This is a genomic window from Tepidiphilus baoligensis (assembly GCF_012911495.1).
Taxonomy (GTDB): Bacteria; Pseudomonadota; Gammaproteobacteria; order Burkholderiales; family Rhodocyclaceae; genus Tepidiphilus; species Tepidiphilus olei.
This window is the reverse complement of the sequence record NZ_JAAAUB010000017.1, coordinates 16,261-36,209: the sequence shown is the minus strand read 5'-3', so window position 1 is coordinate 36,209 and position 19,949 is coordinate 16,261. Positions and strand designations below refer to the sequence as shown.

Annotated in this window: 14 protein-coding genes, 2 tRNA genes and 1 pseudogene; 3 read left to right on the top strand and 14 right to left on the bottom strand. The window is 64.4% G+C overall.

Features of this window, described 5'->3' with window-relative positions; translation table 11 throughout:
- Positions 1 to 105: 105 nt before the first annotated feature.
- A tRNA-Val gene (locus tag GV368_RS09850) sits at positions 106 to 180 on the top strand.
- A gap of 32 nt (positions 181 to 212) precedes the next feature.
- Positions 213 to 288: transfer RNA gene (locus tag GV368_RS09845), tRNA-Ala, on the top strand.
- Between the two features lie 20 nt (positions 289 to 308).
- Here the strand turns inward: GV368_RS09845 and GV368_RS09840 are convergent.
- The 8 genes and pseudogenes from GV368_RS09840 to GV368_RS09805 form a co-directional block, all read right to left on the bottom strand.
- Positions 309 to 3,496, bottom strand: a pseudogene (locus GV368_RS09840) (type I restriction endonuclease subunit R).
- On the bottom strand, positions 3,497 to 4,486 hold the full coding sequence (gene rhuM / locus GV368_RS09835; RefSeq protein ID WP_169116399.1) for a RhuM family protein: 990 nt from the start codon (positions 4,484 to 4,486) through the stop codon (positions 3,497 to 3,499).
- A gap of 65 nt (positions 4,487 to 4,551) precedes the next feature.
- A complete protein-coding gene (locus tag GV368_RS09830; RefSeq protein WP_169116400.1) occupies positions 4,552 to 5,889 on the bottom strand; it encodes a restriction endonuclease subunit S in 1,338 nt (445 codons plus the stop codon).
- An 81-nt stretch (positions 5,890 to 5,970) separates the two neighbouring features.
- Positions 5,971 to 7,128 carry a Fic family protein gene (locus GV368_RS09825; protein WP_169116398.1) on the bottom strand — a complete coding sequence of 386 codons (1,158 nt, stop codon included), beginning with the start codon at positions 7,126 to 7,128 and terminating at the stop codon, positions 5,971 to 5,973.
- 251 nt (positions 7,129 to 7,379) lie between these two features.
- Positions 7,380 to 9,077 carry an RNA-binding domain-containing protein gene (locus tag GV368_RS09820; protein ID WP_169116397.1) on the bottom strand — a complete coding sequence of 566 codons (1,698 nt, stop codon included), beginning with the start codon at positions 9,075 to 9,077 and terminating at the stop codon, positions 7,380 to 7,382.
- A 51-nt stretch (positions 9,078 to 9,128) separates the two neighbouring features.
- Complete coding sequence (locus GV368_RS09815) at positions 9,129 to 10,676, bottom strand: class I SAM-dependent DNA methyltransferase (RefSeq protein WP_169116396.1); 1,548 nt, start codon at positions 10,674 to 10,676, stop codon at positions 9,129 to 9,131.
- A 33-nt stretch (positions 10,677 to 10,709) separates the two neighbouring features.
- Entirely contained in the window at positions 10,710 to 11,639 is a 930-nt protein-coding gene (msrA, locus tag GV368_RS09810; protein WP_169116395.1) for a peptide-methionine (S)-S-oxide reductase MsrA, read from the bottom strand.
- A gap of 20 nt (positions 11,640 to 11,659) precedes the next feature.
- A complete protein-coding gene (locus GV368_RS09805; protein WP_169116394.1) occupies positions 11,660 to 13,060 on the bottom strand; it encodes an amino acid permease in 1,401 nt (466 codons plus the stop codon).
- A 173-nt stretch (positions 13,061 to 13,233) separates the two neighbouring features.
- Between GV368_RS09805 and GV368_RS09800 the strand changes: the two genes are divergently transcribed.
- Entirely contained in the window at positions 13,234 to 14,265 is a 1,032-nt protein-coding gene (locus GV368_RS09800) for an XdhC family protein (RefSeq protein WP_169116393.1), read from the top strand.
- 43 nt (positions 14,266 to 14,308) lie between these two features.
- Here GV368_RS09800 and GV368_RS09795 read toward each other — a convergent pair whose 3' ends face one another.
- From GV368_RS09795 to sufB, 6 genes are read right to left on the bottom strand one after another with little or no spacing between them, the layout of a single operon-like run.
- On the bottom strand, positions 14,309 to 14,731 hold the full coding sequence (locus GV368_RS09795) for a SufE family protein (protein ID WP_142808833.1): 423 nt from the start codon (positions 14,729 to 14,731) through the stop codon (positions 14,309 to 14,311).
- On the bottom strand, positions 14,728 to 15,258 hold the full coding sequence (gene sufT, locus GV368_RS09790; protein WP_142808835.1) for a putative Fe-S cluster assembly protein SufT: 531 nt from the start codon (positions 15,256 to 15,258) through the stop codon (positions 14,728 to 14,730). The genes GV368_RS09795 and sufT overlap by 4 nt, the downstream gene beginning before the upstream one ends.
- The gene (locus GV368_RS09785; protein WP_169116392.1) at positions 15,255 to 16,535 is read right to left on the bottom strand and encodes an aminotransferase class V-fold PLP-dependent enzyme; all 1,281 of its coding nucleotides are present in this window, start codon (positions 16,533 to 16,535) and stop codon (positions 15,255 to 15,257) included. The genes sufT and GV368_RS09785 overlap by 4 nt, the downstream gene beginning before the upstream one ends.
- A complete protein-coding gene (locus tag GV368_RS09780; RefSeq protein ID WP_142804826.1) occupies positions 16,492 to 17,700 on the bottom strand; it encodes a SufD family Fe-S cluster assembly protein in 1,209 nt (402 codons plus the stop codon). Before GV368_RS09780 ends, GV368_RS09785 begins: the two co-directional genes overlap by 44 nt.
- Positions 17,697 to 18,449, bottom strand: coding sequence for a Fe-S cluster assembly ATPase SufC (gene sufC, locus GV368_RS09775; RefSeq protein ID WP_142804840.1), 753 nt, complete (start codon positions 18,447 to 18,449; stop codon positions 17,697 to 17,699). The genes GV368_RS09780 and sufC overlap by 4 nt, the downstream gene beginning before the upstream one ends.
- Positions 18,449 to 19,876: a Fe-S cluster assembly protein SufB gene (gene sufB, locus GV368_RS09770; protein WP_142808841.1), complete on the bottom strand. Its 1,428-nt coding sequence runs from the start codon at positions 19,874 to 19,876 to the stop codon at positions 18,449 to 18,451. The genes sufC and sufB overlap by 1 nt, the downstream gene beginning before the upstream one ends.
- Positions 19,877 to 19,949: the final 73 nt, after the last annotated feature.

Here is a 19,949-nt window from a genome sequence, read left to right as displayed (position 1 = left end):
CTCGTGCTACAAGTCCGGACAGTTTATTTGTTCGCTACACAGGACGACACCGGGGGGTTGACGCCCAATAAACGAGCCCGTATCATAATGAACTCTGCACACGACGGGCGGTTAGCTCAGCGGTAGAGCACTGCCTTCACACGGCAGGGGTCAGTGGTTCGATCCCACTACCGCCCACCACCAAGGTGGGTTGTACCGTCGTGCAAGACCATGGGCCGGTAGCTCAGCTGGGAGAGCGTCGCGTTCGCAATGCGAAGGTCGGGAGTTCGATCCTCCTCCGGTCCACCAAGCCCCTCCCCCGATTCACCTCACACGACGCTCCATACCGACGACAGCGCTTCGGCCTGCGCGAGTACCGTCCGTACGGCGGAATCTTGCAAATCGGGCGGATAGCCGTATCGTCTCAGGATGCGCTTGACCAGCACCCGCACCCGGGCGCGCGCGGATTCACGGTGCGTCCAGTCCACCGAGACGTTGTTGCGCAGGCTCACCAGCAGCTCGTGGGCGATCACGCGCAGCTTCTCGTCGCCCATCACCTGCACTGCGGATTCGTTTTCGGCGAGCGCGTCGTAGAAGGCCACTTCCTCGTCCGACAGTCCCGATTCCTCGCCTCTCTGCCGGGCAGCGCGGATGTCGCGGGCGAGTTCGATCAGCTCCTGTAGTACCCCGGCGGTGGTGATGGCGTTGGCGTGGTAGCGGGCGACCGCCGCCTCCAGCCGTTCGGAGAATGCGCGGGTCTGCACGACGTTGGCTTTGGAGCGGGCGCGAATCCCGTCGTCGATGAGTTTGCGCAGCGCCTCCAGCGCCAGGTTCTTCTTCTCCAGCTGCTGCACTTCGGCCAGGAACTCGTCGGAGAGGATGGAGATGTCTGGGCTCTTGAGCCCTGCGGCACGCAAAATATCTACGATCTCGGTGGATACCACCGCGCGGCTGACGATCTGCTGGATGGCAAGCGCCCGCTCTTGGGCTGAGGAACTGGACGCGCTGTCCGATTTGACGAGCGCAGCCCGCACGGCCTGAAAGAACCCCACTTCTTCGCGGATGGCACGTGCTTCGTCCGAGCTGGATGCCAGCGCAAAGGCTTTCGAGAGGGCGAGCACCGCGTCGGCAAAGCGCCGGTGCGCGGCCTTCTTGCCTTCGGCGGTGGTTTCTTGCGCCGCCCATTGCTGCTGCTTGGCGAGGATCCATTCGATGGCTTCGGCCAACACGCCCAAGCGCGCTTGCGGCGAGGCATTCAAGGCTGGGCGGTAGTCCAGCCCGAAGAACATGTCGCGCACGACTTCGTAGTTTTCCTGCAGGGCGGCGATGGCCTTGGCCTCGTTGATGCCGGTTTGCTCGCGGTCACGTGGCGAGTATTGGGCGAGCGCCGCCTTCAGGTTCTGCGCGATGCCGATGTAATCCACGATCAACCCGGCCGGCTTGTCGCGAAACACCCGGTTCACGCGGGCGATGGCCTGCATCAGGCCGTGGCCACGCATGGGCTTGTCGAGGTACAGGGTGTGCAGGCAGGGCGCATCGAAGCCGGTCAGCCACATGTCGCGCACGATCACCAGCTTGAGCGGATCGGCTGGGTCCTTGATCCGCTTGGCGAGCAGATCGCGCCGCGCCTTGTTGCCGATGTGCTTCTGCCATTGGGGTGGATCGGCCGCCGAACCCGTCATCACGATCTTGATGGCGCCCTGGGCGTCGTCGTCGCTATGCCAGTCGGGGCGCAGCTTGACGATTTCGTCGTAGAGCTTGACGCAGATGCGCCGACTCATGCCCACGATCATCGCCTTGCCTTCGAGCGCCGCCACGCGGTTTTCGAAGTGTTCGACGATGTCCCTGGCTACTTGGCGCAAGCGCTTGTCTGCCCCTACCAGGGCCTCGACGGTGGCCCATTTCTGCTTGGTCCGTTCGCGGACGCTCTCTTCCTCGTCTTCCAGGATCTCTTCGATCTCGGCGTCGATCTTGGGCTTCTCGTCCTCGTCCAGTTCGATGCGTGCCAGGCGCGATTCGTAGTAGATCGGCACCGTGGCGCCGTCTTCCACCGCGCGGCTGATGTCGTAGATGTCGATGTAGTGGCCGAACACCGCCGGGGTGTTCACGTCGGTGGCCTCGATGGGTGTGCCGGTGAAGCCGATGAAGGAGGCATTGGGCAGCGCGTCGCGCAGGTATTTGGCGAAGCCGTAGGAGACTTCGCCCGTTTGGGCATCCACCTTGGCCTTGAATCCGTACTGACTGCGGTGCGCTTCATCCGCGATGACGACCACGTTGCGGCGCGTGGTGAGCGGCTCCGCGATCTCGCCAAACTTTTGCAGGGTGGTGAAGATCACGCCGCCAGAGGCCCGGTTCAAGACCTTTTGTAGGTCTTCGCGGCTCTCGGCCTGGATCGGTGTCTGCCGGATCAGGTCACGGCACATCGAGAAGGTGGCGAAGAGCTGGTCGTCCAGGTCGTTGCGGTCGGTGATGACCACGAGCGTGGGGTTTTCCAGGGCGGGGTGTTTGACGAGTTGCCCGGCGTAGAAAGCCATCAGCAGGCTCTTGCCCGAGCCCTGGGTGTGCCAGATCACGCCCACCCGTCGATCGCCGGCGCGTTGCGCTCTCACCGACGGCAGCCCGTATTCCGCCGGGTCTTCCTGGGCAACATGGGGCGGGGGCATGGCGCGCAGGGTCTGCTCCACCGCCTTCTTCACTGCATGGAATTGATGGTAGCCGGCGAGGATCTTGACGAGCCCCGCGGGCGTTTGCCCGAACACCGTAAAGTCGCGCACCAGATCGAGCAGCCGGCGCGGCGTGAGCACGCCCTCGATGAGGGTGGCGAGCTCCGGCGTGCCCTTGGGCGCGATGCGCGTGCCGTCGGTGGTGCGCCAGGGCATGAAGCGCTCGAAGTCGGCCGACAGCGACCCCACCCGCGCCGTGAGGCCGTCGGAGGCGATCAGGAGCGCGTTGGTGTGGAACAACTGAGGAATGTCCTGCTTGTAGGTCTGCAACTGGTTGAATGCGCCCGCCACGCTCGCCTGGGCGCTGCCCGGCGCTTTCAGCTCGATCACCACCAGCGGCAGGCCGTTGACGAACACCACCACGTCCGGCCGCCGCTGGGTCTGCCCGTTGATCACCACGAACTGGCTCACCGCTAGCCAGTCGTTGTTGGCCGGGTCATCGAAGTCGATCAAGCGCACCTTGGCCGCAGTGAGCGCGCCGTCGTCGGCGTCGTACTCCACATCCACGCCTTCGGTCAGCAGACGATGCAGCCGCCGGTTCTCTTCCAGAAGATTCGGCAGCTCGGCGTGCGTCACGCGCCGGATCGCCTCTCTGCGCGCGGAATCCGGCAAGGTAGGATTGAGGCGCTCGATCGCCGCCGTCAGCCGTCGCTCGAGGAGCACCTCGCCATGGCTTGCCCGCTCGGGACGGCGTCCGTCCGGGCCGATGTCCTCCTCGCGCTCGATCGCGTAGCCGAGCGCACGGAGTGATCCAGCAGCGCCTCCTCGAGGGCGGATTCGGGCAAATAGACCACTCAAATCTCCCCGCCAGCGGGTTGAGCCAGCATGTTTTCGATCAGGCGGATCATCACGTCCTTGTTTTTGGCGTCCGACTCCGCCACCAGCAGCGCCAGCGCGGCGAGTCCCACGTCGTTGATGACGGGCTCGCCGCCGCGCAGCAGGCGGCCGTTGCGCGCGAGGAAATCCACGAACAAAAACGCCCCGGTGCGCTTGTTGCCGTCTGCAAACGGGTGATTTTTGATGACGAAATACAGCAGGTGCGCGGCCTTGGTCTCGATGGTCGGGTAGGCCGGCTCGCCGAACACCGTTTGCTCCAGATTGCCCAGGATGGCGGCGAAGGCGTCTTCCCGCTCGCGGCCGAACAGGTCAGACGCTTCGCCGCGCGCCATCAGGTCGGCTTTCAAGCGTGCAATGGCCGCGCGGGCTTCTTCCAGCGAAGGCAGCACGCCGCCGGGACTTCCCGGCGGGGCGGTGAGCAGCCCTTCGTCGTAGCGTTGCAGCCACAGGAAGGTCTGCGTATAGCGGGCGATCACGTCCACCAGTCCGCGCCCCTCGTCGAGCGTGAGCGCCTCGCCTGCGGCGGCCTTTTTCACCAGGTGCAGCGCGGCTTCGAGTTCCGCGGCGTTGCGCTCGAAGCGCTCGCGGTCGAGTGAAAAACCGCGCGTCAGGTGCTCGCGCAGCACGCCGGTAGCCCATTGGCGAAAGCGCGTGCCTTGCTGCGATTTGACGCGGTAGCCGACCGAAATGATGACGTCGAGGTTGTAGTATTCGACCTGGTAGGTTTTACCGTCAGCGGCAGTATGTGCAAATTTTGCACACACTGCCTCGCGCGCCAGCTCGCCTTCGGCGAACACATTGCGGACGTGCTTGGTGATGACCGAGCGTTCACGCCCAAACAGCGCGGCCATCTGCTCTTGCGTGAGCCAAACCGTCTCGCGGTCCAGCCGCACTTCGACCCGCGCCTCGGCGCCGTCGTAGATGATGACTTGGGCGGCAGACTGCATGGGATTTTCCTTCCCGAAATGGATCATGGGTGCGGCGGGTTCCACGACATGCACATCGTGCTGGCTCATACCCCGGCGCGCTCCAAAAAGGCTTCGGCATCCTTCACCCGCAACTCGCCGGAGATGAGCTTGGGCAGCAGGGTGTCGCGGAGTTGAGCGAGGGTGCGGGATTGCTGCGCGTTTTCGACTAATTGATTGAATAGAGGTGAAATCACGATGTCAAATTTTTTCATGCTTTCCGGCGATGAAACAGCGATCTTGGCGCTTGTCAGATGTTTACGTTGAATGTGCCCCATGGTCGTTGCTTTGTCAGCGGCAATCGCACGGAAATTCTGCAAGTGATGTCGGATTGCGAAGAAGTAAAACCATTTCGGAACCACATCAGAGGTCACTTTGAACAAGTGTTGATTCAACGCACCGCGCCCGCCGTTCCATACCTCGACTTCAAGCGAACCCGACCATGAGAATAGAACATCTCCGTCATTAACGATGTACTCGGGCTTGATTCGAGTGGTGGCCTTGTCGGCTCCAATCGTGTTGCCGGCGCGAAGTTGTGCAATCTTGATCACCGGCAGAAATTCATCTTCGCTTTCGGGCGGAAATTTCTGTAAAGCAAGACCGTTGAGGTAGTTGGCGATCGCGTCCAACGGACGCATCTCCCACCCCTCCGGAATTTCCCCCAACTCCGATTCGACGAGCCGGTCGGGGAAGAGGTCGTAGAGGTGCGCGGGCAGGCCGGGGAGCGACTCGCCACGCTGCCAGCGGCCTTCGATTTTTGCGCGCACTGGTTCGAAATCCACGAACCACGCCTTGAACAAGGCCCGCGCCATCGCTTCCAGCGTTTCGTTCTGCTTGCGCAGGTTTTCGATCTTGTCGTCCAGCGTGCCGAGGATGTGGGCGATGGCGCGTTGTTCGGGGAGCGGCGGCAACGGAATTTCGAGCGAGCGCAGATAAGTTACTGGCTGCGCAATCGAAGGCACACCGACCTGCGATGTGTTAGCAAGTAGTTTGTGCTGCCCTTCAGGCGAACGGAAGTAAGCAACAAGAAATTCCGGCAGCACCTTGTTTTTGTCCGGGCGCAAGAAGAATTGGCTCTGTGAAATTACATAGCATACATAAGCCGATGTGCTTGGTATGTAGGAAACTTGTCCAATAGTTCCCCGATGGGTAAAAATCACATCACCCCGCTGGACATTCGCATTCCGTAATTTCTCCGCGTGCTCCTGGGTGATGAAGTTGAAACCCGGCTTGTCGTCAACGCGTGAGCCGTGCAGATGCTGGCCGCTGATGACCGGAACGCCTTCCGAAACGAAGGTTTCGACCTTAATGGAAGAACCGAACGGCCCCATGGCCACCCGTTCGGCCACTTCTTCTATGCGAGCAGTTTGCCACTCACCTGGCATACCCAATCTCCTTCCAACCACCGGCATCCGCTGCACCCAGCCCGCACGCCTCGCCCCGCAAATCCCGCCTTCGTCCGCCACTCACGCCTGCGCCCCTTCATTCAGAATGTCCAGATACCGCTGATAGGCAAACACCCGCTCGCGGCTTTTCTGGGTGAGTTCGCGCAGGATGCCGAGTTGCGCCAGTGCCTCCACGTGCCGGGCGGCGGTGGCGAAGCTGACGCCGGTTTGCTGGGCGAGCACGCCGATGGTGGCCACGGGGCGGCGGCGCAGGGCGTCGAACAGGTGTAGCGCATTGGCGGCGCTGCGCCCCAGCGTGCGCACGCGCACGGCGTCTTGCTGAAACAGCGCGAGCAGGCGGTGCGCGGTATCGACCGCGCCGGTGGCGGTTTGTTCGACGCCTTCGAGGAAGAAATCCAGCCAGGATTCCCAGTCGCCGGTGTGGCGCACGGCGTCGAGCTGGCGGTAGTACTCGGCGCGGTGCTGTTTGAAGTAGAGCGAGAGGTACAAGAGCGGCTGGCGCAGCACGCCGTCGTGATGCAGGATCAGGGCGATGAGGAGCCGCCCGACGCGCCCGTTGCCATCCAGAAACGGGTGAATGGTTTCGAACTGCACGTGGGCGAGCGCGGCCTTGACGAGCGCCCCCGGGGCGTCTGGCGCGTGCAGATAGCGCTCCAGCGCGCTCATGCAGGGTTCGACGTCTTGCGGCGGCGGTGGCACGAACTGGGCGTTGCCCGGCCGGGTGCCGCCGAGCCAGTTCTGGCTGGTGCGAAATTCGCCGGGTTGCTTTTGCGCGCCGCGGCCGCTCGCCAGCAGCCGGGCGTGGATTTCGCGCAGCAGCCGGTTGCACAGCGGAAAGCCTTCGCGCAGGCGCGCCAGGCCGTGTTCCAGCGCGGCGACGTAGTTGGAGACTTCGGTGACGTCGTCGAAAGGTACGCCGGGCGCCTGGTCGAGCTCGAACATCAAAAGATCGGACAGCGAGGACTGCGTGCCTTCGATCTGGCTGGAGAGCACGGCCTCGCGTCGCACGTAGGCGTAGAGGAAAAGATCGGGCTCGGGCAGCAGCGCGGTGATGGCATCCAGCCGTCCGCAGGCGAGCAGCGCACGTTCGAGCAGGCGCTGGCGCGCACCGGTCAGCTCGATGGCGGGTGTCGGCGGCAGGGGCGCCGGCACGAAAGCGCGCACCGTCTCGCCCGCCACGGCGGTGGCGGTGTATATTCCAGTAATTCCGCGTTGCACGGGCTGCTCCTGGGTTTGGCTGTTTTCACGAGTGAAAATGAGGCACTAGGCTATTTTTACATGAATCGACCCGTGAAAATAGCACATTTTCAAAACCCTGTAGCGGACAATATGTGCTACGAAACCGGACAGTTCCATTTGTTGACAACAGCCCTGTGAGCAATACGAGTACCGCGAAAGCGAATGCACGCGTGCATTTTTATGGGAATCGCTCATAAATATGAGCGGCTCTCCAAAACTTATGAGCGCGCTCATATCTTTTGTCCCCGCTCATACCAGGCACCCTTGCGCGCACCATGGCGCACCAGGCGGCCCTCGTCCACGAGCCGGGACAGCAGCCGTGTGGCCTGGTAGGGGCCGATGCGGCATAGCTCCGCGACTTCTCGGCGTGTGATCCGCCCGTGTTTTTCCACGTATTGCAACACCATTTGCTCCTGCTGCAACGGCTCGAATCCGCGCTGCCGGACGTAGCCTGCTTTGTCGCCCAGCAGCCTATAGACGGCGGCGGCCAGATGCCAGGTGCGGTCTTTCTTCTGTCCGCGCTCTTCGACGAGGCCCGCTTCCACCAGAGTGTGCAAGGTGGAGCGGGTTTGCGCTTCGGATTTCTGCAGCAGGTGTGCGGCATCACCGGTCGTGAGGCTGCGCTCCTGCCACAAGGCGTTGAGGATCAGCAGCTCGTCTAAACCCAAGACACGTCCGCTTTGACCTTCCGTGACGATCAGACGCACGAAATCGAGATTGGCCTCGCCGCCGGGGATGACGAGGGTGACCCCAGTCGCATCGCTGCGTGCGTAAGACGGCGCCGGGCGACCGTTGCGCAACTGCTCGTAGAAGATGGTATCGATGCCGCGCGCGGTGCGTTCGACGATGCCGGCGCGCTTGAATGCATCGGCGAGCAGAGGGTTCCTTGGGCGAGGGGCGGTGACGAGCAGGTTGTCGAGGCGCACGCCTTCGGGAAAGCCGCCGGGGTTGCTGATTTCGATCCGGTCCGGGTGCCATTGGAAATGCACCGCCCCCAGGCGCAGATAGTCGCGGTGGATGAGGGCGTTGGCTACCGCCTCGCGCAGGGCACGCTCGGGGTAATCCGGCACGCCTACGCGCAGCAGGCCGACCATCAGCTCCTGCTCGCGGTTGCGGGCACGGATGCGAGCCTCGATTTCCTCCATGATCCTCAGCAGCGGCCAGCGGAAGAAGTCGTTGACCTCCACGTCGAGTCCGCGCAGCACCTGAAAGGCCGCCTTGTGGGCTGGCACAAAACGGCGCAGGGCGTCTTCCTTGCCAAAGAGCAGCAGAGCGGCCAGACGCACGCCGCGCACGCTGCCGTTGGCTTCGACTACGCCGAGTGCCTTGGCAAGGTCCAGATCCGGAAGGTCGAGCAGGCTTTCGTCACTGCGGCCGCGCCGCTCACGTACGCTGCGGCGGAAGCGCTCGAACTCCAACGGGTCGAGGTCCTGCCAACGGGCTTCAGCGATGATCTGCGCCGAGGGATCCAGCAACCCTCGACCGGCTTGCAGGGACTGCACGTCATGGGCATCCATCGGCATGCAGGCGGGTTTACCGTCACCGCCTGTTGTTCGGCGTAAAAAGACGCCGTCCGCGCTGGCTATGGGGTGCTGCTGCGGTGGAATTTCAATCACGAGTACAAAGCGGCCATCGAGTTCGACCGACTCAACCCGCACCGCTACCGAAGGGCGGGTCTGGTTGGCGATCAGGGCAGCCAGCTTGTTGCGGTCGGTGGTGTCGCCGTGTCGCGGGCGTGCACCGGTGATACGTCCATCGTCTTCGACGCCGATCAACAGGTATCCCGGTTCATGTCCACTGCGGTTGGCCAGGCACACGACGGCTTTCACGAGGTCGCGATCGTTGAGCGGTGTCCGTTCCTCGCCCTTGAACTCGACCGCCAGGGTTTCGCCCGCGGCGATCATCCGAACGAGTTCATCGGGTGTCATCTCACTCTCCTCGCTGCAGCCACGGGAGGACTGCCATGTTCAACGCAGCGTTCAAAACCCCAGCTCACGCAGATTACGCTCGATCGCCGCATCCAGCCGCGCTGCTTCTTCGCGCTGCGCGCGCCATTGGGCCGAGAGGCGCACCATTTTCTCGGCGAATGGTTCGCCATCGTCGTCCTGGGCGGCGGCGCCGACGTAGCGGCCGGGGGTGAGGACGTGGCCGTGCTTGCGGATTTCTTCCAGCGTGGCCGATTTGCAGAAACCGGGTTCGTCGGCGTAGTCGCCCGCGTCCGCTTCGCCGCGCCAGGCGTGGTAGGTGCGGGCGATCTTCTGGATTTCTTCGTCGGTGAGCTCACGCCGGGTGCGGTCGACCAGCACGCCCATCTTGCGCGCGTCGATGAAGAGCACTTGGCCGCGCCGGTCGCGCAGCCCTTTGCCGGGATTTTTGTTGCGGGCGAGGAACCACAGGCAGGCGGGAATCTGGGTGGAGTAGAAGAGCTGGCCGGGAAGCGCGACCATGCAGTCGACGACGTCGGCTTCGATCATGGCGCGGCGGATGTCGCCTTCGCCGGATTGATTGGAGCTCATCGAACCGTTGGCCAGCACCACGCCAGCGGTGCCGGACGGCGCCAAGTGCCAGTAGATGTGCTGCAGCCAGGCGAAGTTGGCGTTGCCCGCGGGCGGGATGCCGAACACCCAGCGCGGGTCGTCGCGCAGGCGCTCGCCGCCCCAGTCGGAGACGTTGAAGGGTGGGTTGGCGAGAATGTAGTCGAAGCGCAGGTCGGGGAATTCGTCCTTGTGAAAACTTCCTTCGTTGTTCCAGCGGATGTCGGCGTCGATGCCGCGTACGGCAAGGTTCATTTTGCACAGGCGCCAGGTAGTGTAGTTGCTCTCCTGACCGTAGATAGCGATGTCGCCGATGCGCCCGCCGTGCTCTTCGACGAACTTTTCCGACTGCACGAACATGCCGCCGCTGCCGCAGCAGGGGTCGTAGACGCGTCCGTGGTAGGGTTCGAGCATTTCCACCAGTACGCGGACCACCGAGCGCGGTGTGTAAAATTCGCCGCCGCGTTTGCCCTCGGCGCCGGCGAACTGGCCGAGGAAGTATTCGTACACGCGCCCGAGCACGTCTTTGGCGCGGTTGGCTTCCTCGCCCAGGCCGAGGTTGGAGAAGAGGTCGATGAGCTCGCCCAGCATCACTTTGTTGAGCGCCGGGCGGGCGTAGTCTTTGGGTAGAACCCCTTTCAGGGACTCGTTTTCTTTCTCGAGGGCGCGCATGGCGTCATCGATGAGCACGCCGATGGAGGGATGGCGGGCGTTGGCCTGCAGATGCGACCAGCGCGCCGCTGGGGGCACCCAGAAGATGTTGTCGGCCAGATACTCGTCGCGGTCTTCGGCGGCCAGCGGGTCGTCGGCGAGGAGCGCCCGATGTTTGGCTTCGAACGCATCCGAGATGTATTTGAGGAAGACGAGACCCAGCACGACGTGCTTGTAATCGGAAGGCTCCATGTTGCCGCGCAGTTTGTCGGCGGCTTTGAAGAGTTCGGCCTCGAAGCCGAGGCTCGCGCCGTTGTTGGTAGAGGTGCGTTTTTTGGCCATGGCGTACTCTGGGCGTTTTGCCGCGAGGGGCGATCAAGGATGCGGGTCGGGAATGAAGCGCAAGACTTCGCCGTTGATGCAGTAGCGCAGGCCCGTGGGCGGCGGGCCGTCGTCGAAGACGTGCCCCAGGTGAATGCCGGTGCTCGCGCTGCGCACTTCGGTGCGGATCATGCCGTGCGAGCGGTCTTCGTGTAGCGTCACCGCGCCGGGAATCGCTTCATAGAAGCTTGGCCAGCCGCAGGGGCTGTCGAACTTCGCTTCCGAGCGGAAAAGCGGGGCATTGCTCAGGCGATCGACATAGACGCCGGGGCGCCGCTCGTCGAGGTAGGGGCCGGTGAAGGGGCGTTCCGTGCCTTGCTCGCAGGCGATCCAGCGCGCGAGCGGCGGCAAATGGCGCTCGGCGAGCGTGCGCCAAAAGGAATGCGGCATGCGTACGCCCGTGCCTCCCAGACCGCAGTATCCGTTCGGGTTCTTCAGCAGGTAGTGCTGATGGTATTCCTCGGCCGGGGTGTAGGAGGCAAGCGGGGCGATTTCGGTGACGATTTCTCCGTAACCAGCGGCCGAGAGCGCCCGTTGATAGGCGTCGCGCGTGGCGAGCGCCGCGTCTCTTTGTTCCGGCGTGGTGGTGTAGATCGCGCTGCGGTAGTTGCTGCCGATGTCGTTTCCTTGCCGATCACGCTGGGTGGGATCGTGGTTTTCCCAAAACCAGGCGAGCACGGCTTCCGGCAGCACGAGTTCGGGGTCATAGACGACTTTGACGACTTCGGCGTGGTTGCGCCCGCGCACCAGCCCTTGGCGCAGGCGCTGCTCGAAGTCGAGCACGTCGTCGTAAGTGGGATGGGGAAAGCTGCCCCCGGCGTAGCCGACTTCGGTGTCGAGCACGCCGGGTAGCGCGGCCATACGCTTTTGCGCGCCCCAGAAACATCCCATGCCGAGGACGAGGGTTTCTTTTCTAGCGTTCATGATGGGTCCATGGTTCGTTCTCAGGCGGGGACGGCGCGCCCTTGCAGCTGCAGCCGCAGGCGGTAGCAGAGCCACATGAGGGCCACCCAGATGGGCAGGGCGATGACGGAAGCGCGCGTGCCGGGGTTGTCGAGCATCAGGAAGAGCAGGAAGGCGACGAAGGAGAGGCAGGCATAGTTGGCGAGCGGGCTCCAAAAGGCCTTGAAGGCGGGGGTGATGTGGCGTTGCCGCAGTGCCCGGCGGAATTTGAGGTGGGTGAGGCTGATCATGGTCCAGTTGATCACCAGAGCGGCTACCACCAGCGACATCAAGAGTTCCAGGGCGCTTTGTGGCAGGAGGTAGTTGACCGCCACGCAGAAGAAGGTGATGAGCGCGGAGACCCCCACGGCCAGGACCGGCACGCCGCGGCGGTTGATCTTCATGAGGGCGCGGGGTGCGTCGCCTTGTTCGGCCAGGCCGTAGAGCATGCGGCTGTTGCAATAGACGCCGCTGTTGTAGACCGACAAGGCCGCCGTGAGGACGACGAGGTTGAGGAGGTGCGCCGCCGTGTCGCTGCCGATGAGCGAGAAGATGCGCACGAAGGGGCTGGCGCTGTAGGGGTCGCCGGCGGCGGTGAGCGAGGCCACCAGCTGGTCCCAAGGATAGAGGGAGAGCAGCACGGCGATCGCGCCGATGTAGAAGATGAGGATGCGGTAGACCACCTGATTGATGGCCTTGGGAATGACGCGCCGCGGGTCGGAGGCTTCGGCGGCGGTGATGCCGACGAGTTCGAGCCCGCCGAAGGAGAACATGATGATCGGCAAAGTGACGACCAGGCTGCCAAAGCCGTGGGGGAAGAATCCGCCATGGTGCCAGAGATTGGTGACGCTCGCCTGTTCGCCACCCCGGCCGCTCGTGAGCAGATAGAGGCCGAGCACGATCATGCCGACGATGGCAATCACCTTGATGAGGGAGAACCAGAACTCGGCCTCGCCGAAAGCGCGCACGTTGGCGAGGTTGATCAGGTTGACGAGAAGGAAGAAAGCGAGAACGGAGACCCAGGTGGGAATTTCGGGCCACCAGAATTGGACGTATTTGCCGATCGCCGTCAGCTCGGCCATCCCCACGAGTACGTAGAGCGCCCAATAGTTCCAGCCGGAGAGGAACCCGGCGAATCGCCCCCAGTAGGTGTGGGCGAAGTGGCTGAAGGAACCGGCCACGGGCTCTTCGACGATCATCTCGCCGAGCTGGCGCATGATGAGGAAGGCGATGAGGCCGCCGATGGCATAGCCGAGCAGCATCGATGGTCCGGCGGTGGCGAGCACACCGGCCGAGCCGAGGAAGAGCCCGGTGCCGATGGCACCGCCCAGGGCGATGAGTTGGATGTGACGGTTTTTCAGGCCGCGGCGCAACGGGGCCTCGTGCAGGGTGGAATCGGTCATGGTCGAACGTTCAGAATCGTGGCGAGGGGAGCAATCTTACACGCGTCTTGGGACGGTGAGCGGGTTGGTCGGGTTCCTGTACCCTCATCGTGAGGTTGTACCCTCGCACGAAGTTTCTGATAGGCTCAGCATTACCGTGATTGGTGTTCCAGAAATTTTCTGAGGAAGGCAATATGGACAGCACGGATCTTTCGGTATTGAATGCCGCCATCGAGTGGCTTCATGCTGGTCGCCGGACGGTGTTGGCCACGGTGGTGGAGACGTGGGGATCGTCGCCGCGTCCGGTCGGGGCGTGGTTGGCGATCCGCGACGATGGCCAGGTCGTCGGTTCTGTGTCCGGGGGCTGTGTAGAAGACGACCTGATCGCTCGGATTCGTTCGGGGGAATTGTTGGCCGAAGACGTCCCAGAATTGGTCACGTATGGAGTGACCCGAGAGCAGGCTGCCCGGTTCGGCCTGCCGTGCGGGGGAAGATTGCGGCTCGTCATCGAACCGGCCCCGGAGGTCGGATTGCTCGAGGAATTGCGAGCGAGGATCCATGCCAAACGTCTGACGGTGCGCGAACTCGATACGTGTTCGGGGCGCTCGGTGCTGCGGGATGCGACACGAGGGGAGACGTTCTTTTTCGATGGACGCCTGATGCGCACGCTCTACGGACCGCGCTGGCGTTTGATCGTCATCGGAGCGGGGCAGCTGTCACAATACGTGTGCGAGATGGCGCTCGCCGCCGATTACGAAGTGGTGGTGATCGATCCGCGCGAAGAGTTCGCCGAGGGGCTTGCCAACCCGGCGATCACGTTTCGTCGCGACATGCCGGACGATGCGATCCTGGATCTCACCGTGGATGCACACACGGCCATCGTGGCCCTGACGCACGATCCCAAGCTCGACGACATGGCGTTGCTCGAAGCCTTGAAATCTCCGGCGTTCTACGTCGGGGCGCTCGGCAGCCGCACCAACTCGGCCAAACGCCGGGAGCGGCTCGCGCTGTTCGATCTCACCGCCGACGAGATCGACCGCTTGCACGGACCCGTGGGTTTGTTCATCGGGGCTCGTTCCCCGGCGGAGATGGCGGTGTCGATCCTGGCCGAGATCACTGCGGCGAAGTACGGCGTGCCCATCGTGCAGAAGCGCGCTTTTGCCGAACGGGAGCGAGCCGAACGGCATACCCTTCTCGATACGATGTCTTCCGCCTGCCGCGCTTGACCGCAGGCGAAAGGCGATGATGGCAAGGAGGTGGCGCTCGCATTCAGGAGCGAGAGGCCGCCTCGATCGCCGCGCGGGCACACTCCCGAATCCGTTCGATCATCGCGCGCAGGCCGTTGCCGCGCGTGGGGGAGAGGTGGGCGAGTAGCCCCAAGCGCTCGAAGAGGGCGAGGGTGTCGAGCGAGAGCGCTTCTTCGGGCGTCTTGCCTTCGTAGGCGGCAAGCACGATGGCGGCGAGCCCGCGTACGATGAGCGCGTCGCTGTCGATCGCCAGGTGCAAGCGGCCGTTTTCGAGGCGGCAGACGAGCCAGACGCGGCTCTGGCAGCCGCGCACGAGGTTGGCGTCGGTGCGTTCGGTTTCCGGGAAGGAGGGCAGGGTGCGTCCCAGTTCGATGAGGTAGTCGTAGCGCCCGTCCCAATCGTCGAAAAGGGCGAAATTTTCCTCGATCTCGGCAAGCGTCGTCATAGCAGCCCCAGTTCGAGCCGTGCGGTTTCGGAGAGCCGGTCGGAAGTCCAGGGAGGGTCGAAGACGACGTTGACCGTCGCTTCTTTTACCTCGGGAATCTGCTCTACGCGTTGCTTGACTTCCTCGCTGAGCACGGGGCCGAGCGAGCAGCCGGGGGCGGTGAGGGTCATGTCGATCTCGACCCGGGCGCCGTCTTCGTTCTCTTCGATGTCGAGGCGGTAGATGAGGCCCAGGTCGACGATGTTGACCGGGATTTCAGGATCGTAGATCTGGCGCAGCACCTCGAGGATGCGCTCGCGCAGGTCGCCTTCGGTAGGAATCGGCGAAGGGGCGTAAGGATCAAGCCCGAAGGCGTCGGCATCCTCGCCGGCCACGCGCACGAGGCGCCCGTCGTAGAGCACGGTGAGGCTGGTGCCCAGCGTCTGCGTCAGGCGCACTTCGCTGTCTTGGGGGATCGTGACGGGTTCCCCCGAGGGGACGACGATACCATAGACGTCGCGCCGGGTGATGACCGTTTGGGCGTTCATGGGGCTGGGGCTCCCAGACGTTCGAGGGCACGGGAGAGTGCCGACAGGGTTTGGTCGATGTCCGATGCGTTGTTGTAGAAGGCGATCGAGGCGCGCACGGTGCCGGGGAGCCCATAGCGGGCGATCAGCGGCATGGTGCAGTGGTGCCCGACGCGCACCGCGATGCCTTGCGTGTCGAGCAGGGTCCCGAGGTCGGCCGGGTGGGTGCCGGCGACGTGGAAGGAGGCGATGGGGGCTTTCCCCTCCGGCGGAAGATCGGCGAGGAGCCGCAGCCCGTCGATCGCCGCCAGGCCGTCCCTCAACCTGCGGTAGAGGTGGGTTTCCCAGGCGGCCAGTTGCGCCCGATCGAATTGGCGCAGGTAGTCGATCGCGGCACCCAAAGCGATGGCTTCGGCGATGGGCGGGGTACCGGCCTCGAACTTGTAGGGAAGTTCGTTGGGTGCGAAACCATGCTCGTCGACCCAGGCGATCATCTCGCCGCCGCCTTGCCATGGGGGCATGGCTTCGAGCACTTCCTGACGCCCCCAGAGCACCCCGATGCCGGTGGGACCGAGCATTTTGTGACCGGAGAAGGCGTAGAAATCGCAACCCAGCGCTTGCACGTCCACGGGAAAATGCCCCACCGCCTGGGCGCCGTCGATGAGCACGGTCGCCCCCACGGCCTTGGCTTCGGCGATGAGCTCGGCCACGGGATTGATGGTGCCCAGGGTATTCGAGACGTGGGCGAGCGCCACCAGTCGGGGTCGCCGCTCGAGCAGCTGGCGGTAGCGTTCCCGATCGAGCGTGCCATCGTCCCGGACTGGCACGAGGGCGAGTTCGGCACCGCTGCGCCGGGCGAGCATCTGCCAGGGAACGAGGTTGGCGTGGTGCTCCATCTGGGTGGCGACGAGGAGATCGCCCTCTTTGACGAAGGCATTGCCCCAGGCTTGGGCCACGAGGTTGATCGCTTCCGTGGTGCCCCGCGTCCAGAGGACTTCCTTTTCGCTCGCGGCGTGGATCCAGCGGGCGACGGTGACGCGCGCGGTCTCGAAACAGTCGGTGGCTTCCGTGCTCAGCGCGTGCGCGCCGCGGTGCACGTTGGCGTTGCGGTTCTCGTAGAACTCGGTGAGCGCCTCGATCACCTGCCGTGGTTTCTGGGTGGTGGCGGCGTTGTCGAGGTAGATGAGGGGCCTGCCATAGACCCGCCGGTGCAGGATGGGAAAGTCTTCGCGCCAGCGCTCGACGGTGGCCGCCTCAGGCAGCGGCGTCGTCGGGGAGGGGGAGACGGGATTGGACATGGCGGAGGACCTCTGCAAGGGTGAAACGCTGCAGGACCGGAGCGAGGAAGGCGTCGATGAGCAGTCGGCGCGCTTCGACTTCGGGAATGCCCCGGCTGCGCAGGTAGAAGAGCGCTTCGTCGTCGAGCCGGCCGAGGGTGGCGCCGTGGCCGCAGGCGACATCGTCGGCGTAGATCTCGAGCTCGGGCTTGACGTCGGCAGCGGCGCCGTCGGCCAGGAGCAGGTGATCGAGCCGCATGGCGGCGTCGGTGCGTTGGCCGGCGGGTTCGATGAGGATGCGGCCAATCACGGCCGAGTGCGCTTCGGCCGGCACCAGGCCGCGCCAGCGCACGTCGGTGGTGGCGCCGGGCGCGGCATGGCGGATGCGCAGCGCGACGTCGGTGGAACCCTCTGGCTCACCCTGGGTGATGCCGGAGAGGCGCAGCGTGGCGGATTCGCCCAGTGCGACGTCCCATTCGAGCCGTTGATAGCCGCGGGCGGCGGCGAAAGCCTGCACGTCGAGGCGGGCACGCGCGCCGAGCCGGGCGCGAACGCGGTGCAGCAAGGCTTGCTCTTCGTCGGCCGTGAAGACGCCATGCGTGAGTTCGGCGCCTTCGCCGAGCCAGAGATGCACGGCGCCGTTTTGCGTGGAAGGGCCGAAGGAGGAGAACGTTTCTACGAGCGCGCCACGCGCCCCCGCGGCGACTTCGACGAGCAGGAGCGGCTGGACCCATCCGGCGCCGTGGCGGTACTGGATCTGCAGGGGAGCGTCGGTCGTTTGCTCGAGCTCAAGGAGCAGTACTGCGTCGGCTTCGACCAGGTTGCGCACGGCGAAATAATCCTCGCCCGGCTCCAGCCGCTCGCGCCAGCGTGCGCGGGTGGCCTCGTCCAGTTCGGACCAAGAACGCAGGCGCCATGCCCGGGTATGCGCGGTCACGGGCCGGCCTTGGTCGAGGCGGATCCATTCGCCGGCAAGCGGCTCGGCCGCAGGGAAGGAGAAGTCGAGGCCGCGGCCGGCGCGCTCGGGGGCGAAACAGGCGGAGAGCCGCGAGTAGCGCCAGAATTCGTTCTTGCGCGTGGGAGGCGTGAGCGTGGCGAACCGCTCGGCGAGCCGTTCGTGCCAGGCGCGCGTTGCCGCGTCTTCCGCCCAGCCGCAGGGGTGGCAGACGGCGAGTGCGGTATTCATGCGACCGACCCCTCGAGCACGGCGGCGTAGCCGCCTGCTTCGATCTGATGGGCGAGCTCGGCTTCGCCCGAGCGGGCGATGCGTCCGCCGTGCAGCACGTGCACCCGGTCGGGACGGACGTATTCGAGGATACGGGGATAGTGGGTGATGATGAGGAAGGCGCGATCGGGGCGGCGCAGGCGATTGACGCCGGCGGCCACGAGCTTGAGCGCATCCACGTCCAGACCCGAATCGGGTTCGTCGAGGATGACGAAGCGCGGCTCGAGCAGCAGCATCTGCAGGATCTCGTTGCGTTTCTTCTCGCCGCCGGAGAAGCCTTCATTGACGCCGCGCTTGAGGAAGTCGGCCGGCAGCCCCAGCACTTGCGCCGCTTCGCGCGCGGCGCGCAGCAAGGCGGCGCTGTCGAGCGGCGCTTCGCCCCGGGCCTTGCGCAGGCAGTCGAGGGCGGTGCGCAGGAATTGCAGGTTGCTCACGCCGGGAATTTCCACCGGATGCTGGAAAGAGAGAAAAAGCCCCGCCTGGGCGCGCGCTTCCGGCTCCATCGTGAGCAGGTCTTGGCCATCGAGGAGCGCTTCGCCTTCCAGGACTTCGTACCCTTCGCGGCCGGCCAGCACGTTGGCGAGCGTGCTCTTGCCCGCGCCGTTGGGGCCCATGAGGGCATGGACTTCGCCGGCGGCGATGTCCAGATCGAGCCCATCGAGGATGCGCCGGCCTTCGACGGCGACGGTGAGGTTGCGTATCGTGAGCATCATCCGACCGATCCTTCTAGACTGACTTCGAGGAGTTTGCCGGCCTCGACGGCGAATTCGAGCGGCAGTTTCTGGAACACGTCCTTGCAGAACCCCCCCACGATGAGGGCGACGGCGCGCTCGGGGTCGATGCCGCGCTGGCGGCAATAAAAGAGCTGCTCTTCGCTCACGCGCGAGGTGCTGGCTTCGTGTTCCACGATGGCGCGCGGATTGCGGCTCTCGATGTAGGGGAATGTGTGCGCGCCGCAATGGGGGCCGATGAGCAGCGAATCGCACTGGGTATAGTTGCGCGCGCCGCTCGCGCCGGGGTTGATGCGCACCAGCCCCCGGTAGGCGTTCTGGCTGTGGCCGGCAGCGATGCCCTTGGAGACGATGGTGCTGCGGGTGTTGCGCCCCAGGTGGATCATCTTGGTGCCGGTGTCGGCCTGTTGCCGACCGCGGGTGAGCGCCACCGAGTAGAATTCGCCCACGCTGTCGTCGCCCTTGAGGATCACGCTGGGATACTTCCAGGTGATGGCTGAACCGGTCTCGACCTGGGTCCAGGAGATCTTGGCGCCGCGCCCGGCGCACAGTCCGCGTTTGGTGACGAAGTTGTAGACGCCGCCGCGACCTTCTTCGTCGCCGGGGTACCAGTTTTGTACCGTGCTGTAGCGAATCTCGGCCCCTTCGAGGGCGATGAGCTCGACCACCGCAGCGTGCAGCTGGTGCTCGTCGCGCATGGGCGCGGTGCAGCCCTCGAGGTAGGAGACGTAGCTGCCTTCGTCAGCGATGATGAGCGTGCGCTCGAACTGCCCGGTGCGGGCGGTGTTGATGCGAAAGTAGGTGGAGAGCTCGAGCGGACAGCGCACGCCCTTGGGGACATAGACGAAGGAGCCGTCGCTGAAGACGGCGGAATTGAGCGCGGCGAAGAAGTTGTCCCCCGGCGGCACGACGCTGCCGAGGTACTTCTGCACGAGTTCGGGATATTTTTGCACCGCTTCCGAGATGGGGCAGAAAATGACGCCGGCTTCGGCGAGCTTGTCCTTGAAGGTGGTGAGCACCGAGACCGAGTCGAAGACGGCGTCGACCGCCACGCCGGCGAGCGCGGCCCTCTCGTGCACCGGCACGCCGAGTTTTTCATAGGTCTCGAGGAGCTTGGGATCGATCTCGGTTTCGCTGCGGCGCTTGGGCGCGGCGTAGTAGATGAGTCCTTGGTAGTCGATGGGCTCGTAGTGCACGTGTGCCCAGCGCGGTTCGCGCATCGTCTGCCAGCGACGGAAGGCGTCGAGCCGCCATTGGCGCAGAAAATCGGGTTCGTTCTTCTTGGCCGAGATGTATTCAATCACCTTCTCATCGAGGCCGGGCGGTAGCGTCTCGGTCTCGATGTCGGTGACGAAGCCGGCCTCGTAGGCTTGGCTGAGGGCAGCGTCGAGTTCAGCGGTGGACATACGGCTCACTCCCCCGGAAGTCCGTGGATTTGTTGACCATTATACTAGGTTTTTTGCCCGAAGGGGGCTATGC

What these genes read in the sequence shown, in the direction of transcription:
- rhuM (WP_169116399.1), bottom strand. Translation starts at nt 4,486, where the DNA reads ATGCAGTCTGCCGCCCAAGTCATCATCTACGACGGCGCCGAGGCGCGG.
- GV368_RS09830 (WP_169116400.1), bottom strand. Translation starts at nt 5,889, where the DNA reads ATGCCAGGTGAGTGGCAAACTGCTCGCATAGAAGAAGTGGCCGAACGG.
- GV368_RS09805 (WP_169116394.1), bottom strand. Translation starts at nt 13,060, where the DNA reads ATGACCGATTCCACCCTGCACGAGGCCCCGTTGCGCCGCGGCCTGAAA.
- sufB (WP_142808841.1), bottom strand. Translation starts at nt 19,876, where the DNA reads ATGTCCACCGCTGAACTCGACGCTGCCCTCAGCCAAGCCTACGAGGCC.
- sufC (WP_142804840.1), bottom strand. Translation starts at nt 18,449, where the DNA reads ATGCTCACGATACGCAACCTCACCGTCGCCGTCGAAGGCCGGCGCATC.
- sufT (WP_142808835.1), bottom strand. Translation starts at nt 15,258, where the DNA reads ATGAACGCCCAAACGGTCATCACCCGGCGCGACGTCTATGGTATCGTC.
- GV368_RS09820 (WP_169116397.1), bottom strand. Translation starts at nt 9,077, where the DNA reads ATGACACCCGATGAACTCGTTCGGATGATCGCCGCGGGCGAAACCCTG.
- msrA (WP_169116395.1), bottom strand. Translation starts at nt 11,639, where the DNA reads ATGAACGCTAGAAAAGAAACCCTCGTCCTCGGCATGGGATGTTTCTGG.
- GV368_RS09785 (WP_169116392.1), bottom strand. Translation starts at nt 16,535, where the DNA reads ATGTCCAATCCCGTCTCCCCCTCCCCGACGACGCCGCTGCCTGAGGCG.
- GV368_RS09780 (WP_142804826.1), bottom strand. Translation starts at nt 17,700, where the DNA reads ATGAATACCGCACTCGCCGTCTGCCACCCCTGCGGCTGGGCGGAAGAC.
- GV368_RS09795 (WP_142808833.1), bottom strand. Translation starts at nt 14,731, where the DNA reads ATGACGACGCTTGCCGAGATCGAGGAAAATTTCGCCCTTTTCGACGAT.
- GV368_RS09815 (WP_169116396.1), bottom strand. Translation starts at nt 10,676, where the DNA reads ATGGCCAAAAAACGCACCTCTACCAACAACGGCGCGAGCCTCGGCTTC.
- GV368_RS09800 (WP_169116393.1), top strand. Translation starts at nt 13,234, where the DNA reads ATGGACAGCACGGATCTTTCGGTATTGAATGCCGCCATCGAGTGGCTT.